At 47.2% G+C, this 22,555-nt stretch carries 23 protein-coding genes; 10 read left to right on the top strand and 13 right to left on the bottom strand.

Translation table 11 applies throughout. The features are described 5' to 3' along the window. Positions 1-11 precede the first annotated feature (11 nt). From ABTV53_RS06830 to ABTV53_RS06805, 6 genes are all read left to right on the top strand, one after another. A complete protein-coding gene (locus ABTV53_RS06830) occupies positions 12-527 on the top strand; it encodes a sigma-70 family RNA polymerase sigma factor (protein WP_433751836.1) in 516 nt (171 codons plus the stop codon). Continuing rightward, entirely contained in the window at positions 524-1,840 is a 1,317-nt protein-coding gene (locus ABTV53_RS06825) for a DUF4179 domain-containing protein (protein ID WP_433751834.1), read from the top strand. The genes ABTV53_RS06830 and ABTV53_RS06825 overlap by 4 nt, the downstream gene beginning before the upstream one ends. Before the next feature lie 111 nt (positions 1,841-1,951). Then, complete coding sequence (locus tag ABTV53_RS06820; RefSeq protein WP_433751833.1) at positions 1,952-2,995, top strand: S66 family peptidase; 1,044 nt, start codon at positions 1,952-1,954, stop codon at positions 2,993-2,995. Between the two features lie 64 nt (positions 2,996-3,059). Next, positions 3,060-3,365, top strand: coding sequence for a hypothetical protein (locus tag ABTV53_RS06815; RefSeq protein ID WP_433751832.1), 306 nt, complete (start codon positions 3,060-3,062; stop codon positions 3,363-3,365). 235 nt (positions 3,366-3,600) lie between these two features. After that, positions 3,601-4,362: a threonine/serine exporter family protein gene (locus ABTV53_RS06810; RefSeq protein WP_433754100.1), complete on the top strand. Its 762-nt coding sequence runs from the start codon at positions 3,601-3,603 to the stop codon at positions 4,360-4,362. Between the two features lie 18 nt (positions 4,363-4,380). Continuing rightward, positions 4,381-4,839, top strand: a complete 459-nt coding sequence (locus ABTV53_RS06805) for a threonine/serine exporter family protein (RefSeq protein ID WP_433751830.1) — start codon at positions 4,381-4,383, stop codon at positions 4,837-4,839. A gap of 101 nt (positions 4,840-4,940) precedes the next feature. On the opposite strand, the gene ABTV53_RS06800 is transcribed toward ABTV53_RS06805, so the two are convergent. From ABTV53_RS06800 to ABTV53_RS06750, 11 genes are all read right to left on the bottom strand, one after another. Beyond that, a complete protein-coding gene (locus ABTV53_RS06800) occupies positions 4,941-5,492 on the bottom strand; it encodes a DUF2569 domain-containing protein (RefSeq protein WP_433751829.1) in 552 nt (183 codons plus the stop codon). A gap of 120 nt (positions 5,493-5,612) precedes the next feature. After that, entirely contained in the window at positions 5,613-7,289 is a 1,677-nt protein-coding gene (locus ABTV53_RS06795; protein WP_433751827.1) for a transglycosylase domain-containing protein, read from the bottom strand. Positions 7,290-7,292: 3 nt separating this feature from the next. After that, a complete protein-coding gene (locus ABTV53_RS06790) occupies positions 7,293-7,481 on the bottom strand; it encodes a hypothetical protein (protein WP_433751826.1) in 189 nt (62 codons plus the stop codon). Further along, positions 7,475-7,987 (bottom strand): HAMP domain-containing protein, encoded by a 513-nt coding sequence (locus ABTV53_RS06785; protein WP_433751824.1) that lies wholly within the window; start codon positions 7,985-7,987, stop codon positions 7,475-7,477. Before ABTV53_RS06785 ends, ABTV53_RS06790 begins: the two co-directional genes overlap by 7 nt. Before the next feature lie 98 nt (positions 7,988-8,085). Then, positions 8,086-9,219, bottom strand: coding sequence for a sensor histidine kinase (locus tag ABTV53_RS06780; RefSeq protein WP_433751823.1), 1,134 nt, complete (start codon positions 9,217-9,219; stop codon positions 8,086-8,088). Positions 9,220-9,278: 59 nt separating this feature from the next. Beyond that, positions 9,279-9,983 carry a response regulator transcription factor gene (locus ABTV53_RS06775; RefSeq protein ID WP_026081203.1) on the bottom strand — a complete coding sequence of 235 codons (705 nt, stop codon included), beginning with the start codon at positions 9,981-9,983 and terminating at the stop codon, positions 9,279-9,281. 29 nt (positions 9,984-10,012) lie between these two features. Beyond that, complete coding sequence (locus ABTV53_RS06770; RefSeq protein WP_433751821.1) at positions 10,013-10,966, bottom strand: aminoglycoside phosphotransferase family protein; 954 nt, start codon at positions 10,964-10,966, stop codon at positions 10,013-10,015. A 106-nt stretch (positions 10,967-11,072) separates the two neighbouring features. Next, positions 11,073-11,540 (bottom strand): DinB family protein, encoded by a 468-nt coding sequence (locus ABTV53_RS06765; protein ID WP_433751820.1) that lies wholly within the window; start codon positions 11,538-11,540, stop codon positions 11,073-11,075. A 176-nt stretch (positions 11,541-11,716) separates the two neighbouring features. Continuing rightward, positions 11,717-12,658: a DUF1963 domain-containing protein gene (locus ABTV53_RS06760; protein WP_433751819.1), complete on the bottom strand. Its 942-nt coding sequence runs from the start codon at positions 12,656-12,658 to the stop codon at positions 11,717-11,719. A gap of 380 nt (positions 12,659-13,038) precedes the next feature. Next, positions 13,039-14,328, bottom strand: a complete 1,290-nt coding sequence (locus ABTV53_RS06755) for an ammonium transporter (protein WP_433751817.1) — start codon at positions 14,326-14,328, stop codon at positions 13,039-13,041. Further along, positions 14,325-14,744: a hypothetical protein gene (locus ABTV53_RS06750; protein ID WP_433751815.1), complete on the bottom strand. Its 420-nt coding sequence runs from the start codon at positions 14,742-14,744 to the stop codon at positions 14,325-14,327. The genes ABTV53_RS06755 and ABTV53_RS06750 overlap by 4 nt, the downstream gene beginning before the upstream one ends. A gap of 286 nt (positions 14,745-15,030) precedes the next feature. Between ABTV53_RS06750 and ABTV53_RS06745 the strand changes: the two genes are divergently transcribed. Further along, on the top strand, positions 15,031-15,522 hold the full coding sequence (locus ABTV53_RS06745; RefSeq protein ID WP_433751813.1) for a DinB family protein: 492 nt from the start codon (positions 15,031-15,033) through the stop codon (positions 15,520-15,522). Between the two features lie 109 nt (positions 15,523-15,631). On the opposite strand, the gene ABTV53_RS06740 is transcribed toward ABTV53_RS06745, so the two are convergent. Next, positions 15,632-16,135, bottom strand: a complete 504-nt coding sequence (locus ABTV53_RS06740) for an N-acetyltransferase family protein (protein WP_433751811.1) — start codon at positions 16,133-16,135, stop codon at positions 15,632-15,634. A 96-nt stretch (positions 16,136-16,231) separates the two neighbouring features. Further along, positions 16,232-17,335: a M23 family metallopeptidase gene (locus ABTV53_RS06735; protein ID WP_433751810.1), complete on the bottom strand. Its 1,104-nt coding sequence runs from the start codon at positions 17,333-17,335 to the stop codon at positions 16,232-16,234. A gap of 220 nt (positions 17,336-17,555) precedes the next feature. On the opposite strand from ABTV53_RS06735, the gene ABTV53_RS06730 reads away from it, so the two are divergent. The 3 genes from ABTV53_RS06730 to thrS all read left to right on the top strand — a co-directional run bounded on the left by ABTV53_RS06730 (position 17,556) and on the right by thrS (position 22,546). Next, a complete protein-coding gene (locus ABTV53_RS06730) occupies positions 17,556-18,317 on the top strand; it encodes a response regulator transcription factor (RefSeq protein WP_433751809.1) in 762 nt (253 codons plus the stop codon). Then, positions 18,314-20,074 carry a sensor histidine kinase gene (locus ABTV53_RS06725; protein WP_433751807.1) on the top strand — a complete coding sequence of 587 codons (1,761 nt, stop codon included), beginning with the start codon at positions 18,314-18,316 and terminating at the stop codon, positions 20,072-20,074. The genes ABTV53_RS06730 and ABTV53_RS06725 overlap by 4 nt, the downstream gene beginning before the upstream one ends. A 471-nt stretch (positions 20,075-20,545) precedes the next feature. After that, complete coding sequence (gene thrS / locus ABTV53_RS06720; RefSeq protein ID WP_433751805.1) at positions 20,546-22,546, top strand: threonine--tRNA ligase; 2,001 nt, start codon at positions 20,546-20,548, stop codon at positions 22,544-22,546. Positions 22,547-22,555: the final 9 nt, after the last annotated feature.

The following is a 22,555-nucleotide window of genomic DNA, read 5'->3' as shown; positions in this document are numbered from 1 at the left end:
GGAGGAGCCATGTGACCCCTATTCAGCTCACTATCGCCGCACAAAAAGGGGATGCCGAGGCTTTTGCAGCCTTAATGGATTTACATCAGAGCCAACTGTACCGTATCGCCTATGCCTACCTGCATAACGAAGGTGATGCGTTCGAAGCGATCCAGGAATCAACCTTCAGAGCGTTCCGTCAACTCAAAAAATTAAAAGAGCCCTCCTACTTTGGCACTTGGCTCATCCGCATTCTGCTCAACTACTGTGCAGACGAACGCAAACGCATAAGTCGGTTCAGTCCCGTCACCGAGATCCATGAATCCGGCAGTTGGGATCGTCCTGCGGACCCGGATCTTGCTGCCGCCGTCTCCACCCTTGACGGGGATTGCAAACCAATTATTATTCTGAGTTATTTCGAAGGTTTCTCTTTAACTGAAGTTGCTGATATTCTCGACATCCCGACCGGAACCGTGAAATCCCGCTTACACCGGGCACTCGGACAGCTTCGTATCCAACTTGAAACGAAAGGAGATGCATCCTCATGACGAATGAACAACAATCATTTGACGCATTGGAAGAACGGCTGAATGCTCGCAAGACGGAGTACGAAACCATGCCTGTACCAGATGCTGCCTATCAGGCTGTACAGTCCGGAATCCGCCGGGCTGCCCGTAAGCGCAAGTCCCGGCTGCGCTGGTATATGAGTTCCATCTCGGCAGCGGCCCTCATCCTGCTGTTTACCGGATGTATCCGTGTCTCTCCCGCTTTTGCTTCCTTCGTGGAGCAATTGCCTGGCATGGAAGGCATTGTGAGCATGATTCGCCAAGACAAGGGATTAATGATGGCGATTGATCAGTCCCTCTTGCAGAAGGTCGGTGTCACCGACGAGCATGATGGTACTTCCTTGACCGTTGAAGGCATTATCACAGACGAGTCACGTATGGTCATTTTTTACACGATGAAAGGCATGAAAGATCCGGAGAAGGGTGGATATGATATCGATTTGCTGGATGAGAACGGTAAAGATCTTCCTGTTGCCTTTAGTTATTTTTCACCTAGACCTGCTTCAGAACATGGCATTTATGAGGATAAAATCGATGTCTCATTTACAGAATCTTTACCGCCACAAGAGCTGACTATTATATTTAAAGAACGAGGTGAGGAAACAAATAACAAGTGGAAGGTCACCTTTCCAGTGGATCACAGCTTAACGAAAGACATGAAAAAAATCATTCCCGTAAACCAAACAATGACCGTGGATGGGCAGCGTATTCATGTAAAACAGGCCGTTCTATATCCCACTCGCCTTGTGCTTGACATCGAATATGATCGCAACAACACCAAAAAAATCTTCGGCATTCGTGATCTGCATTTGGTAGATGAGCAAGGCCGAGCATGGCGAACAGATTCATCTTCCATCTCGGGCTCTGGAAATTCCGTCTTTTTCGAAAGCATGTACTTTTCCACTCCGAAAAAACTGACTTTGCAAGGGTCTGGCCTTTCAGCCGTGGATAAGGATGAACTGGTTATCAGTATCGATCCAACATCAGGTGAAATCCAAGGTGGCCCATCAAGTTTGAAATTCTTGAAAAGTACCGCCCAGGGCAAAAATCTGATCCTCGAGTTTTCAATTGCAGACGCTCAAAATGCTACTTCAGGGCTATCATTTACCAATATCGAGGACAGTAAAGGGAACCCCTTCGACATTGATGAAGTAGGCTGGAGCCCTTCCGTCTTTGAAGCAAGAGTTGTCATCAAAAATGGGACCGCAGCCAAAGGAAATCTGACAATGGAGATATTCTCTTACCCTGATCAAATTCGTGCACCGTTTTCTATTGAAATTCCTGTGACTCCCTAAAGAAAATATAACAGCCATAATTGCAAGCCACATGAAGTGGTCTTGCACTATAATGTTAATATTAAACATCTATATTAAATCGATATGTTTATAGGAAAGGGTGTTTCCACAATGAATCAACGTTCTATCCGTTATCCGCAGCTACTCGCTCCGGGAGACATCATCGGTGTGGCAGCACCCTCCAGCGGTGTAGGTGAATCCCTGCACCATTATCTTGAGGAGAGCAAACGCAATATGGAGCGCCTTGGTTTTGGCGTGATGGAAAGCCCATCGCTCCGACAGAACATCAAATGTGTGAGTGCCTCCAAAGAGGAACGCGCCGAAGAGATGAATGAATTTTTCCGCAATCCCAATATTCAAGCGATTATCCCTCCATGGGGGGGAGAGTTCCTGATGGATATCCTGCCCCTGCTGGATTGGGAAGCTTTGAACACATTGCCGCCCAAATGGGTCATGGGTTATTCGGATATCAGCACCTTTTTATTCGCATACACCCTGCTCACCGGCACAGCGACAGTGCACGGCACCAATTATGTGGATTTAAGATCACACGCCCTTGATCCCGTAACTGCGCGCTGGATCGATGTATTACAGACCCCTTACGGCGGACAGATTACACAATCGTCTTCCACACATTATCAATCGGCATGGAAAATGGAACTGCCTGGATTTAACCTCGATACACCTTCGCGCTGGAAACAGCTCGGGTACTCGGAAGATGCTGATACCGCTGTGGCGTTCTCCGGTCGACTGATCGGTGGCTGTATGGATACCATCACCTGTATGATTGGCACCCCGTATGCACCCGTGCAATCGTTTTTGGATCAGTATTGTGCAGAAGAAGGAACCATCTGGTATCTGGAGAGCTGTGAGATGAGCGCAGGGGATGTTTACCGTCATCTGTGGCAGATGAGACAGGCTGGCTGGTTTGCAGGGGTAAAAGGCTTCATGTTTGGCAGACCTGCCGGTTATTCCGATACAGCGGATTTCAACTTCACTGATGCTCTCTCCTCTGCACTTGGAGATCTGGATGTTCCTGTACTGTATGACGTGGATCTTGGCCATATGCCGCCCCAGTTAACCTTTGTAAATGGAGCATTGGGCAAAGTCGCCTATGAACATGGACGCGGGAGCCTGGAGATGGCGTTTGTGTAATCACCCTTTGTAGGCAGATGCATACCTTGAAGTAAGAACTTATTTTGAGGAAGGGTTGTGCATCATGTCTGAATCCACATCCACGACATCCATGCGTGTCGTGTATCAAGCCAATCAACCGATGCTTCAATCCGTGCAAAGTGTGCGGAATATGCTTCATCATACAGCTCGCCAGCATATAGGCAAGAAGGTACACGTCCAGAATATCGATGGGCAAGTGTGGGAAGGTGTCATCATCAGTGCAGACCGGGGGATTTTGTATCTCCAGGTTACACCGATGCATGGATACCCTGAACCGCGCGCCTTGTTTGGACCAACGATTTTGCCGCTGGTGCTGTATGAATTGTTGGTTATCACACTGTTGATGTAGTGGTATTGTACTTCTATATCCGAACCTGTTCCAAGAAGCTTCGCTCCTGAGATTTTCAAGTCTTGGGAACGAAGCTTTTTGATGGTCTTGGGGATGGTGCGGTATGATTCCTTGGGAGCGTGTGAAATATGATACAATGGTGTCGCACCACCCCATATCTCATATGAAACGGAGCTTGATCCGGTTGGAATACATACGTCATAATTCATCACCCGTATCACAAGTCGAGACGGGTATGATTGGCAGCAACCCTACTGAACAATCCCGCGTGATTGCAATCTGTCTGCTCGCAGGCAAAATCATGCTGCAAAGCGGTGGTGAGACCTACCGTGTGGAAGATACGATGAAACGTATGGCGGCAGCCCTGGGTTTACCCCATTCGCACAGTTACGTTGTGCCGACAGGCATCTTCTTCTCTGTTGATGCAACCGAACCCGCCAAGCTGATTCGCATCTCCGAGCGTACGACGGATCTGGACAAGGTGTCCGAGGTGAATGCGGTCTCCCGTCGCATCGGACAAGGTGAGCTATCCGCTCAGGAAGCCCATGATCTGTTGGTACAGATCGAAGGTAAGCCCTCCTCCTATTCAACGGCTGTGCAGCTTACGGCCGCAGCATTATCCAGTGGTTGTTTTACCATTATGTTTGGCGGGGGCTGGAGCGACTTTCTTCCGGCGCTAATCTGCGGGGGCATAGGTTATACAGCCGTTATTGCCTTTCACCGGTTGGTACGGGTCAAATTCTTTGCCGAGCTTACGGCGTCCTTTGTTATTGGCTTACTCGCTTTTCTCCTGATCTATATGGGAGTGGGTCATGAACGGGACAAAATCATCATTGGTTCGGTTATGCCGCTGGTTCCGGGGCTGCTGATTACCAATGCTGTACGCGACCTGATGGCCGGGCATCTCGTATCCGGATTATCCAAGGGAGCTGAGGCATTTCTGACTGCTTTTGCCATAGGTACCGGCATTGCAGTTGTATTTTCACTTTTTATGTAAGACGGAGGAATGCAGGATATGCTCCATTTTCTTGAACAAGCCTTGACCAGTTTTGTCGCTTCAGCCGCGTTTGGGATCATCTTCAACGCACCACGGCGCATGCTGCTCCACGGTGGATTTGTTGGCATGATCGGCTGGATCATCTATATCGTGCTTGAATATGCAGCGGATGCGGTTCCTGCTACACTTGCAGCGACCATAGCCGTAGGTGTCATCAGCCAGGTATTCTCTCGCATGTTTCGTGCACCCGTCATTATCTTCAGCGTCGCAGGCATCATTCCTCTCGTTCCTGGGGGACTTGCGTATAATGCGATGCGAAGTTTTGTGCAAAATGACTACAGTGCCGCCATGGAGATGGCCGCCAAGGCACTCATGTTATCCGGCGCTATTGCCGTTGGCCTCGTGTTATCCGAGGTATTGAACCAGATGATACGCCGAATTCCCGCCTCACTTCGGGGAAAATCATCATCGAAATGATTATTTTTCATATATTTAACACACGTAAGGCCCGTTAGCACACAGGATGAGCTCTTGTATGCCAGCGGGCCTTACGTATCACTTTTTTTAATCTAATCTTTTTACTTCACAAATGTATTCTTCACACGTACCGACCTCAGGAAATATGGAATGAAGATACAGCACGTCAGAATGGATCGTACGATCAGCTGAAAAGCCGGAGTTGCATCAAGCACATGCTGTTCTCTTGGGATTTCATTGCGCGCAATCAGAATCCACGTCACGATGCTTATGATCACATTCATCAAGTACATCATGATCATCATACGTGGAAACTGTCTCTTCCGTTTATATAAAAGAATGAGATTCACGATAACAATCAGCATTAAAATGGCACTGCTTATGAATCCAAACCACAGGAGTGGAAGGATCATCTCCGTGTAAATCTGAGGATCGACACCACGGCCTTCTTCCCATCTGGCAGGGTCCATGATGACATTCACCTGCGATACATCCGAGATGAGAAACACCAGCGCAAGCCAAAGACTAATCTGGATCAAAATAAGCCATCCGCCCAAGCCGGAGATACCAGGCCGTTCCGGTCTGATACCGGTTTTGGGTTGCAGCGAGTTCATATCCGTATCTGTATCCGAGTCACTGTATCTACCTTCCATTTCATCCTCCTTTTACACTAGATAAAAAAACATATTATACATTAAAATCTGGATTCTGTGTATTTTAGAGGATGACGGAGCATCTGGCCTATGATCTCCTTGATCTCCTCGCTTAGACGTTTATCGCATCGCACGTTTCATCACCGTTGCAAACAAATCCGCTGCAACACCACTTCCTGACCTCATATAATGTTCTGCATCCGTATGATCAAATCCCATCCAGACCGCTGCAGTCCAGTTACTCGTATAGCCCACAAACCACAGATCCCGATTGGCTTCCCTTCCCACTCCAGGTAATGCAGCCTGTGTTGTTCCTGTTTTACCCGCTACCTTGTGTTGACCTAACTGTGCACGGCTTCCTGTTCCCTGACTGACTACATGTTGCAGCATTCTGGTCGTGTCATTCGCCGTGCCAGAGGAGATTACCTGCTTATTTTCCGACTTATGAGCATATATGGTTCGTCCACGAGAATCTGTAATCTGGCGTATCAGATGGGCTGTGTTCAGCTTGCCGTTATTCGCAAACACGGTATAGGCCTGTGCCATCTTCATGGGTGACACCCCCTGGTGCACACCTCCCAAGGCAATCGAGAGGTTTAGATCTTCTTTCCCCAGTTCAATACCGAGCCGTGCGGCAAATTGATGTGCATCGTTTAGCCCTGTCTCATGAAGCAGCCATACGGCTGGGGCATTGATGGACTTTTGCAGGGCCTGGGACATGGATATTGAACCACTGTAACGCCCACCCAGGTTGCTGGGTTGATAGTTGCCATAACTCATGCGTTTATCCGGCAGTATGCTCTCTGGCTTGAACTTCCCCGACTCCAACGCAGGGCCATATGCAATAATCGGTTTAAAAGATGAGCCTGGCTGCCGTGCATCCATAATTGCTCGGTTGATCCCCCCTTCTAAGGGATTACGTCCACCCATCATCCCTTTCACTTCACCGTTATGCTGATCGATAATAACCATACTTGCCTGGACCTGCTCATCTTGACGATCATCGGGGAATCGGGTGGTGTCTGCAAATGTTTCCTCCATCGCAAGTTGCGCCTGTTGGTATAACCCGGTTTGAATAACCCAGCCTGCCGATTGAATCTCTGTTTCACTTCTGCCTGTGAGCTGAGAAGCCTCCTGAATTACAGCATCCACGGCAGAGACATATCCAGGCTCGCTGAGGCCTACTGAAGTTGATGCATTTAACATCGTTTCAGGCGGCGTGTAATCGACGCTGCGGGCTTCTAGCATCTGCTTTCGCGTAATTAGCCCCTGTTCATGCATGAGTCCAAGGATAACGGCACGTCTTTGTTTGGAAAGTTCAGGATGATCTACTGGATTGTATAGAGATGGACCTTTGGGCATTCCAGCCAATGTAGCCATCTGCCATAGTTCCAACTGGTGCATATCTTTAATTCCAAAATACCGCCAGGCTGCCGCTTTTACACCATACTGCTGGCGTCCCATGTAGATCTGATTCAGATACATTTCCAGAATTTCATCCTTGCTGTACTTCTTCTCCAGGGCCATCGCAATAGCTATCTCATTCACCTTTCGACTCAACGTTTTATCCCCATTCAAATACAAATTCCTTGCCAGTTGCTGCGTGATGGAGCTTCCTCCCTGACTCAGATTCATATGTATAATGTCTTGCACGATGGCTCTGCCGAGTCCGATGACATCCAGTCCATCATGATTGTAGAAACGTCGATCTTCTGTAGCCAAAAAAGCCATCTTTAACAAATCCGGCATAGCGTTCAGGTCGGCATATTCGGAATACCCTTTGGTCTGCGTGTGCAACCTCTAAATTTCGGTCCCCTCTGCATTCGTAATAATGGTTGAAGAGACCACCTGCATGGCCTCTGGACGATTGCGAAGCATTCCCTCTCCATAAGTCATCAGATAGATATAGAAACAGGTCAACATCAAAACTACAACCACTGCGGCATCAAAAACATAATACATCCATCGCTTGCCCCTGTGCTTCAACATTCAGTCTCCTTTTCTTCTGCAATATGTTGCTGAAGTCCGGGTTGCTCATGCTTAATAAATGCTCCCTCTATCTCTCTTCTCTCCTGTTTCGTTTCTGATCTGCTCAGCCCTTCCTCATGCAGGAGAATAACAATCCTATTCAGATTGGCAGCAATTTGTCGTAGTTCACCACTACTTAGAACATCTATTCTTCCAGGATTGTGGCCCAATGCAAGTTCGGCTGTTCCGCGCGCAAGTTCATTAAGATCTTCTGCAATCTTCTGGGATCGAATCCAGAAAAAGATCGCGAACACAGCTCCACCAATGAAGATAAAGATCGGCTTTGTTCCGATATGGTTGATTCCCCAGTTCATCATACGCGTTATCCATGCTGCATCTGGAAGGATGTGATTGTGGGCAAACCGCAGCACGTGATAAACGACAAAAAGGAGCGCTGCGCTCAGTAACGCGCTTGCTCCTCCAATGTATATGTATCTTAGTCTTACTGTACTGAATTGAGACTTCATATTCGGTATCCTCCCTATACAATAATATGGTAATAGAGGTAGAATACCGAATATTTCTTAATGAGATAGTGCTTAACTTCTTACCAAAATCTTAATTATTATTCCTCTGAGTAACTACTTGGTGAAGCAGCAGTTACAGGGAAACGGGTAACTAAATCCGTTCTGCCATTTTCACTGTAAGCAACGATACTTCCTCGATGTAATTCAATCATCGATTTGGCAATCGCCAGGCCGAGACCGGTACCTCCCGTATCGCGGGAGCGGGACTTATCTACCCGATAGAATCGATCAAATAGATGTGGCAGATCTTGTGCCGGAATCGGTTCACCATAATTACTGATGCGGACTACAGCCTCTTCACCTTCAAGGGCTAGCTCAATCTCCATTAGTTTACCTTGCGAACCATACCGAATGGCATTACTGAACAGATTCTCATATGCTCGTACAAGCTCCCCCGGAGCAGCCTGTATCCATAGTGGATCTTGCCCGCCGATGATCTTGTAGGTCATGCCAGCATCCTCCAGCATGGGAGCAAACTCTTCAGCCAGCTGCATCAGAAACGAATTCAGGTTCAACGCTTGCAGAGATAACGGAAGACTCCCGCCACTCACACGCGTATATTCGAACAAGTCATCGATTAACTTGCGAAGGGTCAAGGATTTCTCATAGGCAATGCTAACGTAATAGCGCATCTCAATCTCATCCTGGTACCGATCCTTCTCGATGTACTCCAGAAATCCCAGAATAGAAGTGAGTGGTGTTCTCAGATCATGTGATATACCCGTAATCAGATCATTTTTGGCAGCAACTGCATTACGTTCTTCCTGAAGCGACAATTGCAATTGTTCAGCCATCTGATTAATGCTTGCAGCAACCACTCCGAATTCATCCGAGGTCTTCACTTCGATGCGATGGGACAACTCTCCTTTGGCAACTTCCTGAATTCCTGCCGTTATTTCATCCAGAACCCGCATCACCTTGCGAGAGAACAGGAAAAAAAACAGCACAAAACCCAGCACGCCTACCACAATCATCAAAGGCACCGAACCGATATTATTCACCAACCACCTGATCCCTTGGGCCGGAATAGAATAATCCGGATACGTCTGAGCTTCCAGGATGGTCTGCCCCACCTGACTGCCCCCGTACAAAATAACTGCAGTTAATATGCCACTCAGCAGAAATGCATAGATAAATTTCCATCGGACCGTATTAATCAGCTTTGAATTCATAGTTGGAACTCCCTGCCTGTGTGTGTTCATGTCACATGACATCCTGTCGATGTACATGTTTATTGCGGTTTGATCATTTTATAACCAACACCCCATACGGTCTGAATGAACTTGGGATGTTTGCTGTCGAGTTCAATTTTCTCACGAATCTTGCGAATATGCACCATGACGGTATTGTTCGACTCCATGAATTCTTCTTTCCAGACCTGACGATAGATCTGTTCCATACTGAGTACTGAACCTTGATGACGAGCCAGTAGTTCAAGAACAGCAAATTCACGCGGAGTCAGACGAACCGGCTGCTCATCCACCCAAACTTCATGTGTATCGGTATTAATGACCAGATCATCAATAACCCACTCGTGCTCTTTGTTCTCCCGACCTTCATTGAAGGTGTGGTACCTTCGCAGCTGGGATTTCGCCCGTGCAACCAGTTCAAGCGGGTTAAACGGCTTGGTCACATAATCATCAGCACCGATGCTTAGCCCTGTAATTTTATCCATATCCATACTTTTGGCGGACAGCATAATGATCGGCATTTTCTGCTCTTCCCGAATTTTCATACAAGCTTCGATTCCGTCCATATTTGGCATCATAACATCGAGAATAATGAGATCGATCGACTCTTTTTTCAATTGTTCCAGCGCTTCAAGACCATCATTCGCAGTGAGAATCCGATAACCCTCGTTACCAAAATAAATTTCCATCAGTTTAATAATCTCCTGCTCATCATCCACAAGCAGAATGGTTGCTGGCTGTGCCACGGCATTATTCCTTTCCCTTCCATAATTCCTTACCTGTTCAAAGTATACCACCGAGGGATGAAACTACGAAAATCATCGTGATCTTCACGGACACGCTCGATCCTGGTCATCATCTCATGCGTCTCTTCCGGCTTCACCTGCTGAATCCATACCACAGAAGACACCAGCGCCATAGCCGTATACAGTGAATATAATCTCCAGAATAACTCATCCGGTTCATTGCCATCGAAATATCCCTGAATCTGACCTATGGAATATGGAATACTTATCTCTGAAGCAAACAAACCCAGCTTCAAAAATTCATGAATGGGATCACCTTGATCATAACGATTAAAATCAATTACTCCTGCCAGCTTATCCTGCTTAACGACAAGATTGCTCGGGTGGAAGTCATCATGCTGAAATCCATCTGGACGATTTCTCATCCAAACGAGATGGTCTGCAATAAAAGTTAGAATAGCATGATCCTCTTTCATCACGATCGGGCACTGTTTATAGCGCTCCACGTAACGTTGATGCTTTGTGCTCTTGCGTATGTACCATGATTCGGTCTGTTCCTCCATCGGCAACTGGTGAATCAGCTGTAGCTGCGCTCCTGCTTCCAAGCCAACCACCCACTGCTGCTGTTCATTCAGCTGCGGCAGTCTCTCAGACGCATCTTCGCCTTCAATGTAGCTAAGAATCATATAACCGTTCTTCTCATCCAATCTACCTGTGCCGAACGTTGCTGGACATAGTACACCTAATTGTTGCATGCTCTTCAAGCATTGATATTCCTTTTGCTTCGTCCATTCCTCAGCAACATCATATACCCTCACCAAAACATTCCCTTGGCCAGGGACAAACATTTTGAATTTGGCATCCGCTGAATACCCCTTCATAACGGGTTCAATTCGTGTAGCCTGACCAAGTTCAGGAATCTGTTTTAACCTGTCAATCAACATATTGTTCATCGATGCATTCCATGTATTATGTCGTTCCATGCCAGAATCCTCCGTTATTTCACGTATAACGTGCAGTATCGTCGGTCTATTTCCACTTTAACCCATGATGTTTCCTGTAACATGCTTATATGTATTCTATCCGTTTCTATTTAAAAAGTACTGATTCCGGTTCTTTGCCCGTCAGGGTCAGCATCGTATACAATTGTCCTCTGTGATGATACACATGCCCCATGATCTCAAGTAACCACTCCAGCCGACTATAGGATGCCCCCCAGTATGAATCCGTCACATGCAGTAACTCTTCCGTGTTAAACTGCCTGTACCGCTGGTATAGATACATCTGATTATCGATCAGAGCCTGCTTGATCTCACGGAGCGAATGCACCTGATTCTCTGCATAGAATTGAGCCATCTCTTTCTCCGATGCACCTTCGGAAATATAAACATCCGCTCGGCAGATCACAGACAGATGGGCTAGTAATTCTCCAACTGGTCGTTTACCTTCAATTGGAGTCAAAGCCAAATCTTCTTCCGACAACTGATCACATATATCAATTAACGATGTTACAGCCACGTCAATATGTTTGAACGCAGATTGAATCAACAGATACACTTCCTTTTTATCCCATTATACAGAACATATGATCGGTAATCAACCAAGATATCCCTCCCTAATATATAAACAAGTTATACCCCAAATTTATCAATCTACGAACAAAAAAAGTCCTTCCTCCTTCATATAGACGGGATTCAGGACATTTTGTTGCCTATATGAGTTCAAATCTTTGTTCAACTTGAGTATAACGAACAATACGTATGCTCGAACCGTCCAGCCTCCAAGTCAGACTTACGAATGAAAAATTGCAGTTCCCCGCAATCCCACCATTGGAAACCAATAGCATCATGTGTATCTATCTTCAACAGTAGCAACGTATCGGATAGTTCCTGCCATGTCCGATGCTCATCACCGCCGTAATGCTTGGTCAGCTTCTTCTCACATTCCTGCTCATTATTATTGTACTCTTCTCCAAGTGCGATCTGTAACAAGGCACGATGCTCGGCATCCGGATGCTGCCCGTCAGGATATCCAAACATACCACCCCAATTCAGCGTACTCGGATGATTCCAGCTCGACTCGAATTCAAGGTATCGGTCATACAGACTCACTTCCGCTTCGGCCTCATCGGTCTCAAGCTGAGGCGGCGAGAGCTCATTCAGCGCGTTGGCGTCTATATAAGCATATGTAGGAAACTCAAGATTAGGCAGCACGGTCACCGAATGTGCAACAAACGGAGCTCCGTCCAGCGCGGTATCCCCTTCAGGCTCTCGCCTTATTAAATGATGAGAACTCGGCTCAAAAATCACACGATGTTCAATGGGACAAGCAGATTCATCCGTGCCAACGAAAAAGTATAACATTCCACGTTCAGACAAAGTCCCGCGCCCATCATTCGGCGTATACGGCGACAAATCCACCATGTTTAACTGGGCCAGGAAAGTCATTGGAACTCCTTCTTGTGTTACGGGCCATTCCATCCGACTCGGCAAATCCGGATGTCCACCCACACGTGAGTTTCCTGTCCTGCGATATTCGTCCAGTGTGGATACATCGAGGCGAATTCCCCAGCGGCTTGAGGACAACAGCAGATCGGCAGCAACTCCCAAACCATATTCCTCAAGAGTTTTACGGGCTTTTCTGGTCAGACGTTCACATTGTTCTGGCTTAATCATATAGATCCTCCCCTTTTGACAATACACCTATGCTGAGACATATTCAGGTTCACACCTGTATATTCTTCCGCCCAGACGTCTTTCCCTGCTTCTATATAAATTGAACTTAAGAATATTTTACACTTACCACTCCGATGACAGAACAACCTTCCGATCGCTGTTATCCCCAGAATTTTTTAGATTCACCTTTGCAAAGGTAAAAATCTGGGGATAGCGTATGCTTCTGATGTAGCTTTCTTGCAGAAAGCTTGTAGGCGAACTCTTCGCTTCTTCAGGTTCTTTCTGTCCTCTACGTTCTCCTGTAAATATGTAGCTCAATTTGTATAGAAAAAAGAGACTGACATTCCTTGTCAGTCTACTTCCTTAATTCTATATGCCATTTAGCGATTTGGATCAGAAGACTTTTCCTGGTAAGCACGCATATGCTCCTCACCGTCCAGGAATTCATGGGCCTGATGGGCTGCCATCACCCCATGATAGCTGATATCCAGACCCAGATCCTCCTCTTCTTCTGTCGATCGTACAGGCACGATTTTGCCAATCAACTTTAACCCGATCCAGGTCATGGCGAATCCCCAGATGACCAGAACTGTAAGGCCAAGTGCCTGAACACCCAGCAACCTCCAGCCGCCGCCCATGAATAATCCACCATCCGTGGCAAACAGACCTACAGCAATCGTGCCCCACATTCCGGATGCAGCATGTACCGGGAAAGCACCAACTGGATCATCAATCTGCCGACGGTCCAGCCAGTTGGTTGCAGCCATCATCAATAAGCCGGATACGGCCCCAATGAATATCGCTGCTACATCACCAACAAATGCACAGCCTGCCGTAATGCCGACCAGTCCCGCAAGCGAACCGTTAATGACCGATGGTGCATCTGAACGATTGAAGCGGAATAACGTGTACAGCAAGGTAACTGCACCACCCGAAGCCGCGGATAACATCGTAACAATCGCAATGTGACCAATTCTTACATCCGTCGCGCTGAGTGTACTACCAGCATTGAAGCCAAACCACCCGAACCATAACAGAAATGCACCTACAGATGCCAGTGGCAGATTGCTCGGGAGTGCAATGGCACTTACGCCAAGTGGCGTGTATTTGCCTTTACGTGGACCAATGATAATCGCAGCAGCCAGTGCCGAGAATCCACCGAGTGCATGGATGACAGCAGAACCGGCAAAGTCCTGCATCCCCAGCTGACTAAGCCAACCGCCACCCCATGCCCAATGTCCGCCAATTGGATAGATGATCGCCGTCATTAATATGATATACAACAGGTAGGCACGGAAGTTGATGCGCTCGGCTACCGCTCCTGAAACGATGGAAATAACGGCAATGGTAAAGGCAGCTTGGAACAACCAGAATGTCTCCAGAGACACCGGTACGTCCAGGTGAGACAAATCCCCATTCAGGAAAAATCCCGTTACTCCCGCAAAACCGCCAACGTCCGAACCATACATCAGTCCAAAACCGATGGCATAGAACAGCAACGTTCCAATCGTAATGTCCGCAAAAACCTTCATAATAATATTCACACTATTTTTATAACGCACAAAGCCAGCCTCGAGCAGGGCGAATCCACCCTCCATCAATAAAATCATCGCTGCACTCAGTACGACCCAGACCGTATCGATCCCGGTGCTTAACGTCTCCAAAGTCATGTTTGTACATCCTCCGTTTCACTAAGCTGTCTGAGCTCACGGATTGTATCGGGCGCAAGCTCAATCTCGTCCCGCTCAATGCTGTCCGGATGCTTAATTCGTTCTGAGATCTGATCCAATTCACGTATGCGTCTGCGAATCTGTTCCATCTTGCGAAAACGTTCCTTCACCTGCACCATATACTCCACCGCCTGATGATGGGATGCAGGGCGTCCCGCAAACCATTTGCGTACGGGCGACAACGATTGATAAGCAACCTCTTCCGCTCGTCGCTTCTGTTCGAACTGTTCGATCTTCTGCTTGAGCGTTTGGATCTCATTTTCTTTTTTGACCTTCAGCCGTTCGATAAGGTACAATAAATCGGACGATGATATTTGCAATGCTGTATGGTGATACACCTCGTCGATTACTAACATATCATGTCAGGACTCCTTACATATCAAGTTACTTGTACCGATTATAGTTTGCCGGGGTCTGCCCGTCAATCTTTTTTTGGACTTGGGATGGATTTAAATGAACCGTTCATAGAGAACGGCTTTTTTTATTTGGCTCAGATTACATCTAACAAGGCTGATCTTGTCTAAGGTTCGCATTCACTCTTTCCGTTCTCAATGCTTATAGAATAAGCATCCACATTTTGGGTAATGAACATACACAGACTACCCACATCATAGAACCCGTATATAAGGAGAGGATTGCACAATGTTTACTCGTAATGACGATATACGCAACCAAATCTGGGAAGCAGTCTCGGGACTCGAAGAAGAACAATTGAACCGAAAACCTTCACCCAAACAGTGGAGTATTATGCAAGTACTACGTCATCTGAATCTGATGGAAAATGTAATTGGAAAGCAAGCCCGCCTTGCACTCGAAAAGGAACAGGTGGTGTCTGTGGACAAAAAACCATATGAACTATCGTTGGACCGCAGCCGCTCCGTCGAGGCACCCCCCCATCTTCAGCCTCCAGCAGCGCCTGAAGCACTCGCAGACGTACGCAGTGATCTGGACGAATCTCACCAAGCGTTAAATAATTTTGCTTTGGATCATGATCCTGACCTGCTGCGCAGCAAGTCCTTTCCTCATCCCGTATTCGGTGAGATGGATCTTACCCAATGGATTGACTTTGCAAGTTATCATGAGGAACGTCATCTGGGACAGATTCTAGATATCAAACAGCAGCTTGGCGTATAAGAACAGCCTACACTTTCACATAGCGAAATACTGGCACGACAAAAAACCTCCAATCCTATAACCTGGGTTGGAGGTTTTCAATGTTACTTCCTACGAATAAGAACAACACTTATATTTTTTTGCCCAAAATTGCCAGATCTCTATTCACACCATCCAGCACGGCCACTTCGGGATAATATCCCCACTGTTCAAAACCATGCTTGCGCAATAACCCCAGACTCGGTTCGTTATGCCCAAAGACAAATCCGAGAATGGTCGTAATTCCAAGTGCAGGACACGCCGCAAATACCGTTTCGAGCAAACGTCCACCAGCCCCAATTCCGCGGCATTGCTGATCCACGTATACACTGACTTCCACCGTTCCGTTATACGCAGGGCGTCCATAGAACGAGCTGAGACTTGCCCAAGCTACCACCTGTCCTGCTTGCTTCATCACCCAAAGAGGACGATGATCCGGTGAATGTTCCTCGAACCACGGGACACGTTGCTCTACTGTCACCGGCTCCAAATCCGCTGTTGCCATACGGCTCTCAATAGTAGAATTATAAATTTCTACAATCCTCGGCAAGTCCTCCAGGCGCGCATATTCAATCTGCACATCTTCCAGTTTCATCGCTACTCCTCCATCATTTCAGATCGTTCTCTTATCATAGAGGATATTATAATGGAAAATAGAAGCCTTCGTCATCCCTAACATTCTGACAGAGAATTACTCTGCCAGTCCTTGAATTGTGTTCCCACGAGTTAACTGTTGACTCTGGTCAGCCCAGCGAATGTTCATCGAGCGAGATGTGAACAGATCGGGGCCGTCCGATACCTGGAAATGCAGATGGGCTTCACTGGAGTTACCCGAATTACCAAGCTCACCGATGAGGTCCCCCTGCTTGAGCTTATCTCCTTTTTTGACCGAAACACTACCTTTCTTGATATGTGCTGTAATGCTGTATTCACCGTTGCCATGGTCAATAACTACATAGTTACCCGCCGGCTCTTCCGGATTCATCACACCCGGTACATTGTCCGGAATATCGTTCTTGATTTCGACGACCGTTCCATCCGCAGCAGCATAGAGTGGTTCACCAAAAGCATGGTAGTTTTCATTTTCCTTAGCATCACCATGATAACTTGATTGTTCTTTTGTCCGAATGATATCCAGTGCATAGCGCTGTGTTTCATGCTCATAATGATAGTTCGACATCACATCGTTACCTCCCCAGAACACATACCATTCACCCTTTAAAGGGAAATGGAATTCGGTTTTGGTGAACTTTTGATCTGTATCCTCATGCGTTTCCAGCGGCTGGATCAACAGACCATCAATCTGATTGGCCTCGGTAAAATAGACTCGAATCCCTTTTGTCCCTGTTTGATCCTTCCAGGCGAACTCGGTCAGATTGTTCATCTCAGCTGCGAACACTTGATCCAGGGATGTTACTCCCTCCAGGAACTCGTCAGCAGACGTTTTAAGCTTTTCAAGTGTGATCGCTTCCTTCATTTGAGGACCCAACTGACGGTATATATCTTCACTGGAACCCTTCATAAGGGTATCAACAAAATTGTCGGGTGTAACCATTGCAGCTCCTTCTGGAGCGGAATTCTGTTCCTGATGAATGTTCTCACCCTCTTTATTTGTATTTGACGTCTGTTCGGCCGACTGCTTTTCCCCTTGTTCGGATGTAATCGAGTTATCGTTACCGCAAGCAGACAATATCACGCAAGCTCCAAGGGTAATCGCAAGCACCTTCCAGCCCTTCCTATGCCTAAATATCTGCTGTGTATGTTGCTCTGATTTCAGATGACCTTCCCTGTTCATTTTCAACATCCCTTCTATTAATCGTTATACTTTCCAGTTAAGTGTACAGAATGAGTCTTATCCTTCGTCTAACCCCAACTTACCAGTAGTTAAACTCGTCTTACCCTTTAACGATTCATAATTAAGACTCCGTTAAGATAGCTTGTACGCTATACAGCCCTCTTGGATGGTATGATTAGCAATAAACACAACGGAAGGATCAGGAGGTCTTTTTCTAACTATGGATAACGTCTCATTACTGCTTGTGGATGATGAACAGGCTATTCTGCATATGCTCAAAACCGTTCTGCTCAAAGAGCAGTTTCTCGATATTGATACTGTTACAACAGGCGAAGCTGCCATTGAGGCCTGCAACAACAAAACGTACCATTGTATCGTGCTCGATATCATGCTTCCTGGCAAAAGCGGGCTGGAAATCTGTCCTTTTCTACGGCAGGTCACCGATGCGCCCATCCTGTTTCTGACGGCCAAAACAACCGATTATGACAAATTAACGGGATTCGCCGTTGGTGGCGATGATTATGTCTCCAAACCCTTCAATCCGCTGGAAGTCGTGGCTCGAATTAAATCATTGCTGAAGCGTTATTTACCTTCTAAAACCGTAGCGATCTCGGATCACGTACCATCTAACGTAAATACGTCATCTCGCAGCACATCGGAAGGCGTGTACGATTTTGGACGATTCCAGGTACTGGAGTGGGCTGGTGAACTTCGTGTTGAAGGTGAGTCCGTACCCTGTCCGGCACTTGTGTTTCAACTGCTTCTCTTTTTCTGCAAGCATCCCAATCGTATCTTTACCAAATCAGATCTATATGAGCGAGTATGGGGCTCTGAAGCCATTAGTGATGACAATACCGTGATGGTTCATATTCACCGCATTCGGGAACGCATTGAAGCCGATCCTTCGAACCCCGCTTTTCTTGTGAATGTCCGGGGGTTGGGTTACAAGCTCATTCAACCAGAAAAAGCGATTCGTCCATGAGTATTCGTCGCAGATTGATGACCCGGTTTGTCGGGATGCTTGCCGGTATAGTTGTCCTTATTATCCTATTGGGTTCTGCGGCTACCTATTGGGTCGTTCAAAGGGTAAATGAAGTAATGTTGGTGGATGACTTCGCTACAAGCGGACTGGACCAATTAATCAATACCGCAGAGATGATGTCCGATGGCACGGTACGTTATGATCCCAAGCTGCTAGAGCAGGTTAAACATAATCAGGGATGGTTGCAGGTTCTGGATAAGAAGGGCTACGTCATTGACGACTTTAATACACCACCCGACGTCCCCAAACAATACAAGCCCGGCGAGTTGATCGCTTATTGGAATGCCAAAGAGCCCTTCCCGTACCAGATCATCATTCAGATTCGGGAGAAAGACGGACAGGATTTCACCTTGCTGTACGGCGAGCGCAATCAGGCCGAATCCTTACTTAATCAAGCCCGTCAAAACAGTTATTACACCAATGGAGAGCTGGTTCTCCAGCCCCAACAACAGGATGCGATTCGCTCCAAAGATGCATATCTGCAAGTTTTGGACGCTTACGGTCAAGAACTGGCTTCCTTTAACAAACCCGCCATAGGCGTCTCCAGCAGCTATGACATTCAGGAACTGGTTTTACGTATTCGTTATCCCAATCGGTATGGAATATCGAGCGCAACTTTTTACGACGAACAGAACAGCACAACATGGATGATTAACATACCTGTAGACCCATCTGTGTCAGGAGATGAAAATCCATATAAATTCATATTGGCACCCGCTCTTCTCGTGCTTCTCCTGTCCGTTGTCATCTTGATTAGCCTACTCGCATTCTGGTACGCCAACCGATTCGGCTCACCCATGCTGCATATGCTCCAATGGTTGCAACGTCTGGAGAGAGGGCATTACGAGGAACCTACTGGAGCCTTCGGAGTCCCTCGCAGTCAGCGTCGTAACGGAAAGTGGAAGCGAAAATACAACGTGTATGCTGAAGTGCTCCGCTCCATGCAGGCCCTGTCTCACACATTGAAGCAAGATGAAGAACTTCGGAAACAGACCGATTCTCTGCGGGAGGAGTGGATTGCTGGCATAACACATGATCTGAAGACACCCCTCTCCTCCATTCAGGGATATGCTCATATGCTTGAAGCGGATAAGTATAGCTGGACCACGGATGAAGTGAGGGAATTCGCAGGCATAATGCTCGATAAGTCCATGTATATGGACAGGCTTGTTAACGACCTTGCCATGACCTATCGATTACGCAGTGGAGGATATCAACCTGTGGTGGAAAAGACTGACGTAAATACGTTACTTTGTGATCTGATCGAGCGCGCTGAACGGAACCCGGCATATGGGGAAGGACGCATCCTATTCCAACCTTCCGAAGTGCCTGTATATGGACTCGTCCATATTCCGTCGTTTGAACGAATTGTGGATAATCTGACCGCCAATGCCCTTCTTCATAATCCGCCCGAGTCCATCCTGGTTGTCAGCGTGCATTCTGGTGAACATGCAGATGCATTCAGCATTCAGTTTGCCGATAATGGACGCGGCATGCACCCCGAGACGGTATGGAAGTTATTTGAACGATACTACCGCGGTACAGATACAGGTACATCGGATGTTGGATCAGGGCTGGGCATGGCGGTAACCAAAGGTTTGATCGAAGCCATGAATGGTCGTATTGAGGTACATTCCACGCCTGGTGAAGGAACGATCATTCGCTTAATATGGGATGGGCAGTCCGAAACCAATTAAAATGTTCCGCTTGACCTTTCCATTTTCAGTCTATATAATCGACACTCAATAACACCTGTTCCAATATATTGATATTGAATGCAACACATTTCAGGAAAACTTTAATGAGTTGATCTAACATATTTGGCGATGACCAGAGACATGATTTCGTTTGCGTGCTGCCCAGAGAGAGAGGGGATTGGTGAAACCTTCTTCAGCGAACGGACCGGAATTACCCCTCTGCAGCCGTGACCTCGAACCTCAGCATTTCGGACCTCCTTCGGATGTTCGGCATGCTGCCAGTAGAGTTCACCGCCTGATCCCCGATAACGGATTCCAATGAGGGTTATGATGTTTTCTGTTCCGGCGGCTGGCCGAGAGCAGGGTGCACCATAACCAAATTAGGGTGGAACCACGAGCCAAGCGCACTCGTCCCTTTTCCGGGACGGGTGTTTTTTGCGCTTTCATTTGATGAAATGGAGAGTGGTTCACATGAGCAAAAAAGAAAACAGTAACTCAGCAAGCAACAAATCAGGTAACGAAATAAACAACCAAGCAAATGATCTGCAACAATCCAGTCATTCCATTGAGGTCCGTCTGCAAGGTGGCGCGGTACGTTCTTACAAAGCAGGCATCACTGTAGGTGCAGTTGCCTCATCTATCAGCACAAGCCTGGGAAAACAGGCCATTGGCGGTATTGTAGATGGTCAAAATGTCGATCTCGATTATGTGCTTGAGCAAGATTGCGAACTTGTCATCGTTACTTTGGACAGCGCGGAAGGTCTGTATCGTTATCGTCACAGCGCAGCACATGTGCTCGCACAGGCGCTCAAACGCATCTACGGTGCAGAACAAGTGAAACTGGGTATCGGCCCCGTGATTGAAGATGGATTCTATTACGATGTTGATCTGGAGCATGCCCTGTCCATTAGTGATCTGGCTGCCATTGAGCGGGAAATGAACAAAATCATTCAGGAGAATCTTAAGATCAGTCGGCGGGTCGTTAGCCGGGACGAAGCCCTCCGTATCTTCGGAGAAATCCAGGACCCTTACAAGCTTGAACTCATTCAGGATTTGCCGGATGACGCCGAGCTTTCGATCTATGATCAAGGAGAGTTCTTCGATCTGTGTCGCGGTCCCCATCTTCCATCCACGGGTCGGATCAAAGCGTTCAAGCTGCTGAATGTGGCTGGTGCATACTGGCGTGGCAACTCGGATAATAAGATGCTGCAACGTATCTACGGTACTGCTTTTCCGAACAAAGCCCAACTGGATGAACATCTGCACATGCTCGAAGAAGCGAAGAAACGGGATCACCGTAAACTCGGCAAAGAGCTTGAACTATTCATGTTCTCCGAAGAAGCGCCAGGTATGCCCTTCTATCTGCCCAAAGGTATGACTGTTCGCACTGAACTGGAGCAATTCTCCCGTGAGCTGCAATTACAGGAAGGTTATCAGGAAGTTCGGACGCCTCTCATGATGAACAACCGGCTGTGGGAGCAATCCGGCCATTGGGAGCATTACAAGGACAATATGTATTTCTCAGAAGTGGACGATGCCACTTTTGCACTGAAACCGATGAACTGCCCTGGACACATGCTGATCTTCAAAAATACACTCCATTCCTACCGCGAATTACCGATTCGCATGATGGAATTCGGTCAGGTCCACCGTCATGAATTCTCAGGTGCCCTGAATGGCATGATGCGTGTAAGGACATTCTGCCAGGATGATGCCCATCTCTACGTCATGCCAGAGCAGATTGAGGACGAGATTAATCAGGCGATCTCACTGATCGGACGTATGTACGACATCTTTGGATTCGAATATAAGATTGAGTTGTCCACTCGACCTGAAGATTCCATGGGATCGGAAGAACTGTGGGATCAAGCGGAAAAGGCATTGCAAAATGTATTGGATCGACGGGGCGTGGAGTACCGCATTAACGAAGGCGACGGTGCCTTTTATGGACCGAAAATTGACTTTCATATCCTCGATGCGCTGAAGCGCAGCTGGCAGTGCGGAACAATCCAGCTTGATTTTCAAATGCCGGAGAAGTTCGACCTCACTTACATTGGCGAGGATAGTCTGAAACACCGTCCTGTCGTGATCCATCGTGCCATCTACGGTTCCATTGATCGTTTCATCGGCATCCTGACTGAGCACTATGCAGGTGCGTTCCCACTCTGGCTTGCACCTGTGCAAGTGAAGCTCCTGCCTGTATCAGATCATTACGCAGATTATGCGCTCCAAGTACAGAGCCAACTCCGGGCTGCGGGCATTCGGGTCGAAACAGATCTGCGGAGTGAGAAGCTCGGGTACAAAATCCGTGAAGCCCAGATGGAAAAAGTGCCTTATTCACTCGTGCTTGGTGAGAATGAGAAAAATGCCTCATCCGCCTCCGTCCGTGAATACGGTCAGGGAGATCAAGGCATTCAACCTATTGGAGATTTTATTAAAATGATCCAGCAAGCTGTGAAGGCAAAAGTATAAAAAAGTAGC

This window comes from Paenibacillus amylolyticus, from assembly GCF_050990605.1.
Lineage (GTDB): Bacteria > Bacillota > Bacilli > Paenibacillales > Paenibacillaceae > Paenibacillus > Paenibacillus amylolyticus_H.
The sequence above is the reverse complement of the archived record's forward strand: the minus strand, read 5'-3'. Positions and strand labels throughout refer to the sequence as shown.

What these genes read in the sequence shown, in the direction of transcription:
- ABTV53_RS06760 (WP_433751819.1), bottom strand. Translation starts at nt 12,658, where the DNA reads ATGATTAAGCCAGAACAATGTGAACGTCTGACCAGAAAAGCCCGTAAA.
- ABTV53_RS06800 (WP_433751829.1), bottom strand. Translation starts at nt 5,492, where the DNA reads ATGGAAGGTAGATACAGTGACTCGGATACAGATACGGATATGAACTCG.
- ABTV53_RS06780 (WP_433751823.1), bottom strand. Translation starts at nt 9,219, where the DNA reads ATGAATTCAAAGCTGATTAATACGGTCCGATGGAAATTTATCTATGCA.
- ABTV53_RS06735 (WP_433751810.1), bottom strand. Translation starts at nt 17,335, where the DNA reads ATGAACAGGGAAGGTCATCTGAAATCAGAGCAACATACACAGCAGATA.
- ABTV53_RS06740 (WP_433751811.1), bottom strand. Translation starts at nt 16,135, where the DNA reads ATGAAACTGGAAGATGTGCAGATTGAATATGCGCGCCTGGAGGACTTG.
- ABTV53_RS06785 (WP_433751824.1), bottom strand. Translation starts at nt 7,987, where the DNA reads ATGAAGTCTCAATTCAGTACAGTAAGACTAAGATACATATACATTGGA.
- ABTV53_RS06770 (WP_433751821.1), bottom strand. Translation starts at nt 10,966, where the DNA reads ATGGAACGACATAATACATGGAATGCATCGATGAACAATATGTTGATT.
- thrS (WP_433751805.1), top strand. Translation starts at nt 20,546, where the DNA reads ATGAGCAAAAAAGAAAACAGTAACTCAGCAAGCAACAAATCAGGTAAC.
- ABTV53_RS06755 (WP_433751817.1), bottom strand. Translation starts at nt 14,328, where the DNA reads ATGACTTTGGAGACGTTAAGCACCGGGATCGATACGGTCTGGGTCGTA.
- ABTV53_RS06730 (WP_433751809.1), top strand. Translation starts at nt 17,556, where the DNA reads ATGGATAACGTCTCATTACTGCTTGTGGATGATGAACAGGCTATTCTG.
- ABTV53_RS06745 (WP_433751813.1), top strand. Translation starts at nt 15,031, where the DNA reads ATGTTTACTCGTAATGACGATATACGCAACCAAATCTGGGAAGCAGTC.
- ABTV53_RS06790 (WP_433751826.1), bottom strand. Translation starts at nt 7,481, where the DNA reads ATGTTGAAGCACAGGGGCAAGCGATGGATGTATTATGTTTTTGATGCC.
- ABTV53_RS06815 (WP_433751832.1), top strand. Translation starts at nt 3,060, where the DNA reads ATGTCTGAATCCACATCCACGACATCCATGCGTGTCGTGTATCAAGCC.
- ABTV53_RS06810 (WP_433754100.1), top strand. Translation starts at nt 3,601, where the DNA reads ATGATTGGCAGCAACCCTACTGAACAATCCCGCGTGATTGCAATCTGT.
- ABTV53_RS06750 (WP_433751815.1), bottom strand. Translation starts at nt 14,744, where the DNA reads ATGTTAGTAATCGACGAGGTGTATCACCATACAGCATTGCAAATATCA.
- ABTV53_RS06820 (WP_433751833.1), top strand. Translation starts at nt 1,952, where the DNA reads ATGAATCAACGTTCTATCCGTTATCCGCAGCTACTCGCTCCGGGAGAC.
- ABTV53_RS06725 (WP_433751807.1), top strand. Translation starts at nt 18,314, where the DNA reads ATGAGTATTCGTCGCAGATTGATGACCCGGTTTGTCGGGATGCTTGCC.
- ABTV53_RS06825 (WP_433751834.1), top strand. Translation starts at nt 524, where the DNA reads ATGACGAATGAACAACAATCATTTGACGCATTGGAAGAACGGCTGAAT.
- ABTV53_RS06805 (WP_433751830.1), top strand. Translation starts at nt 4,381, where the DNA reads ATGCTCCATTTTCTTGAACAAGCCTTGACCAGTTTTGTCGCTTCAGCC.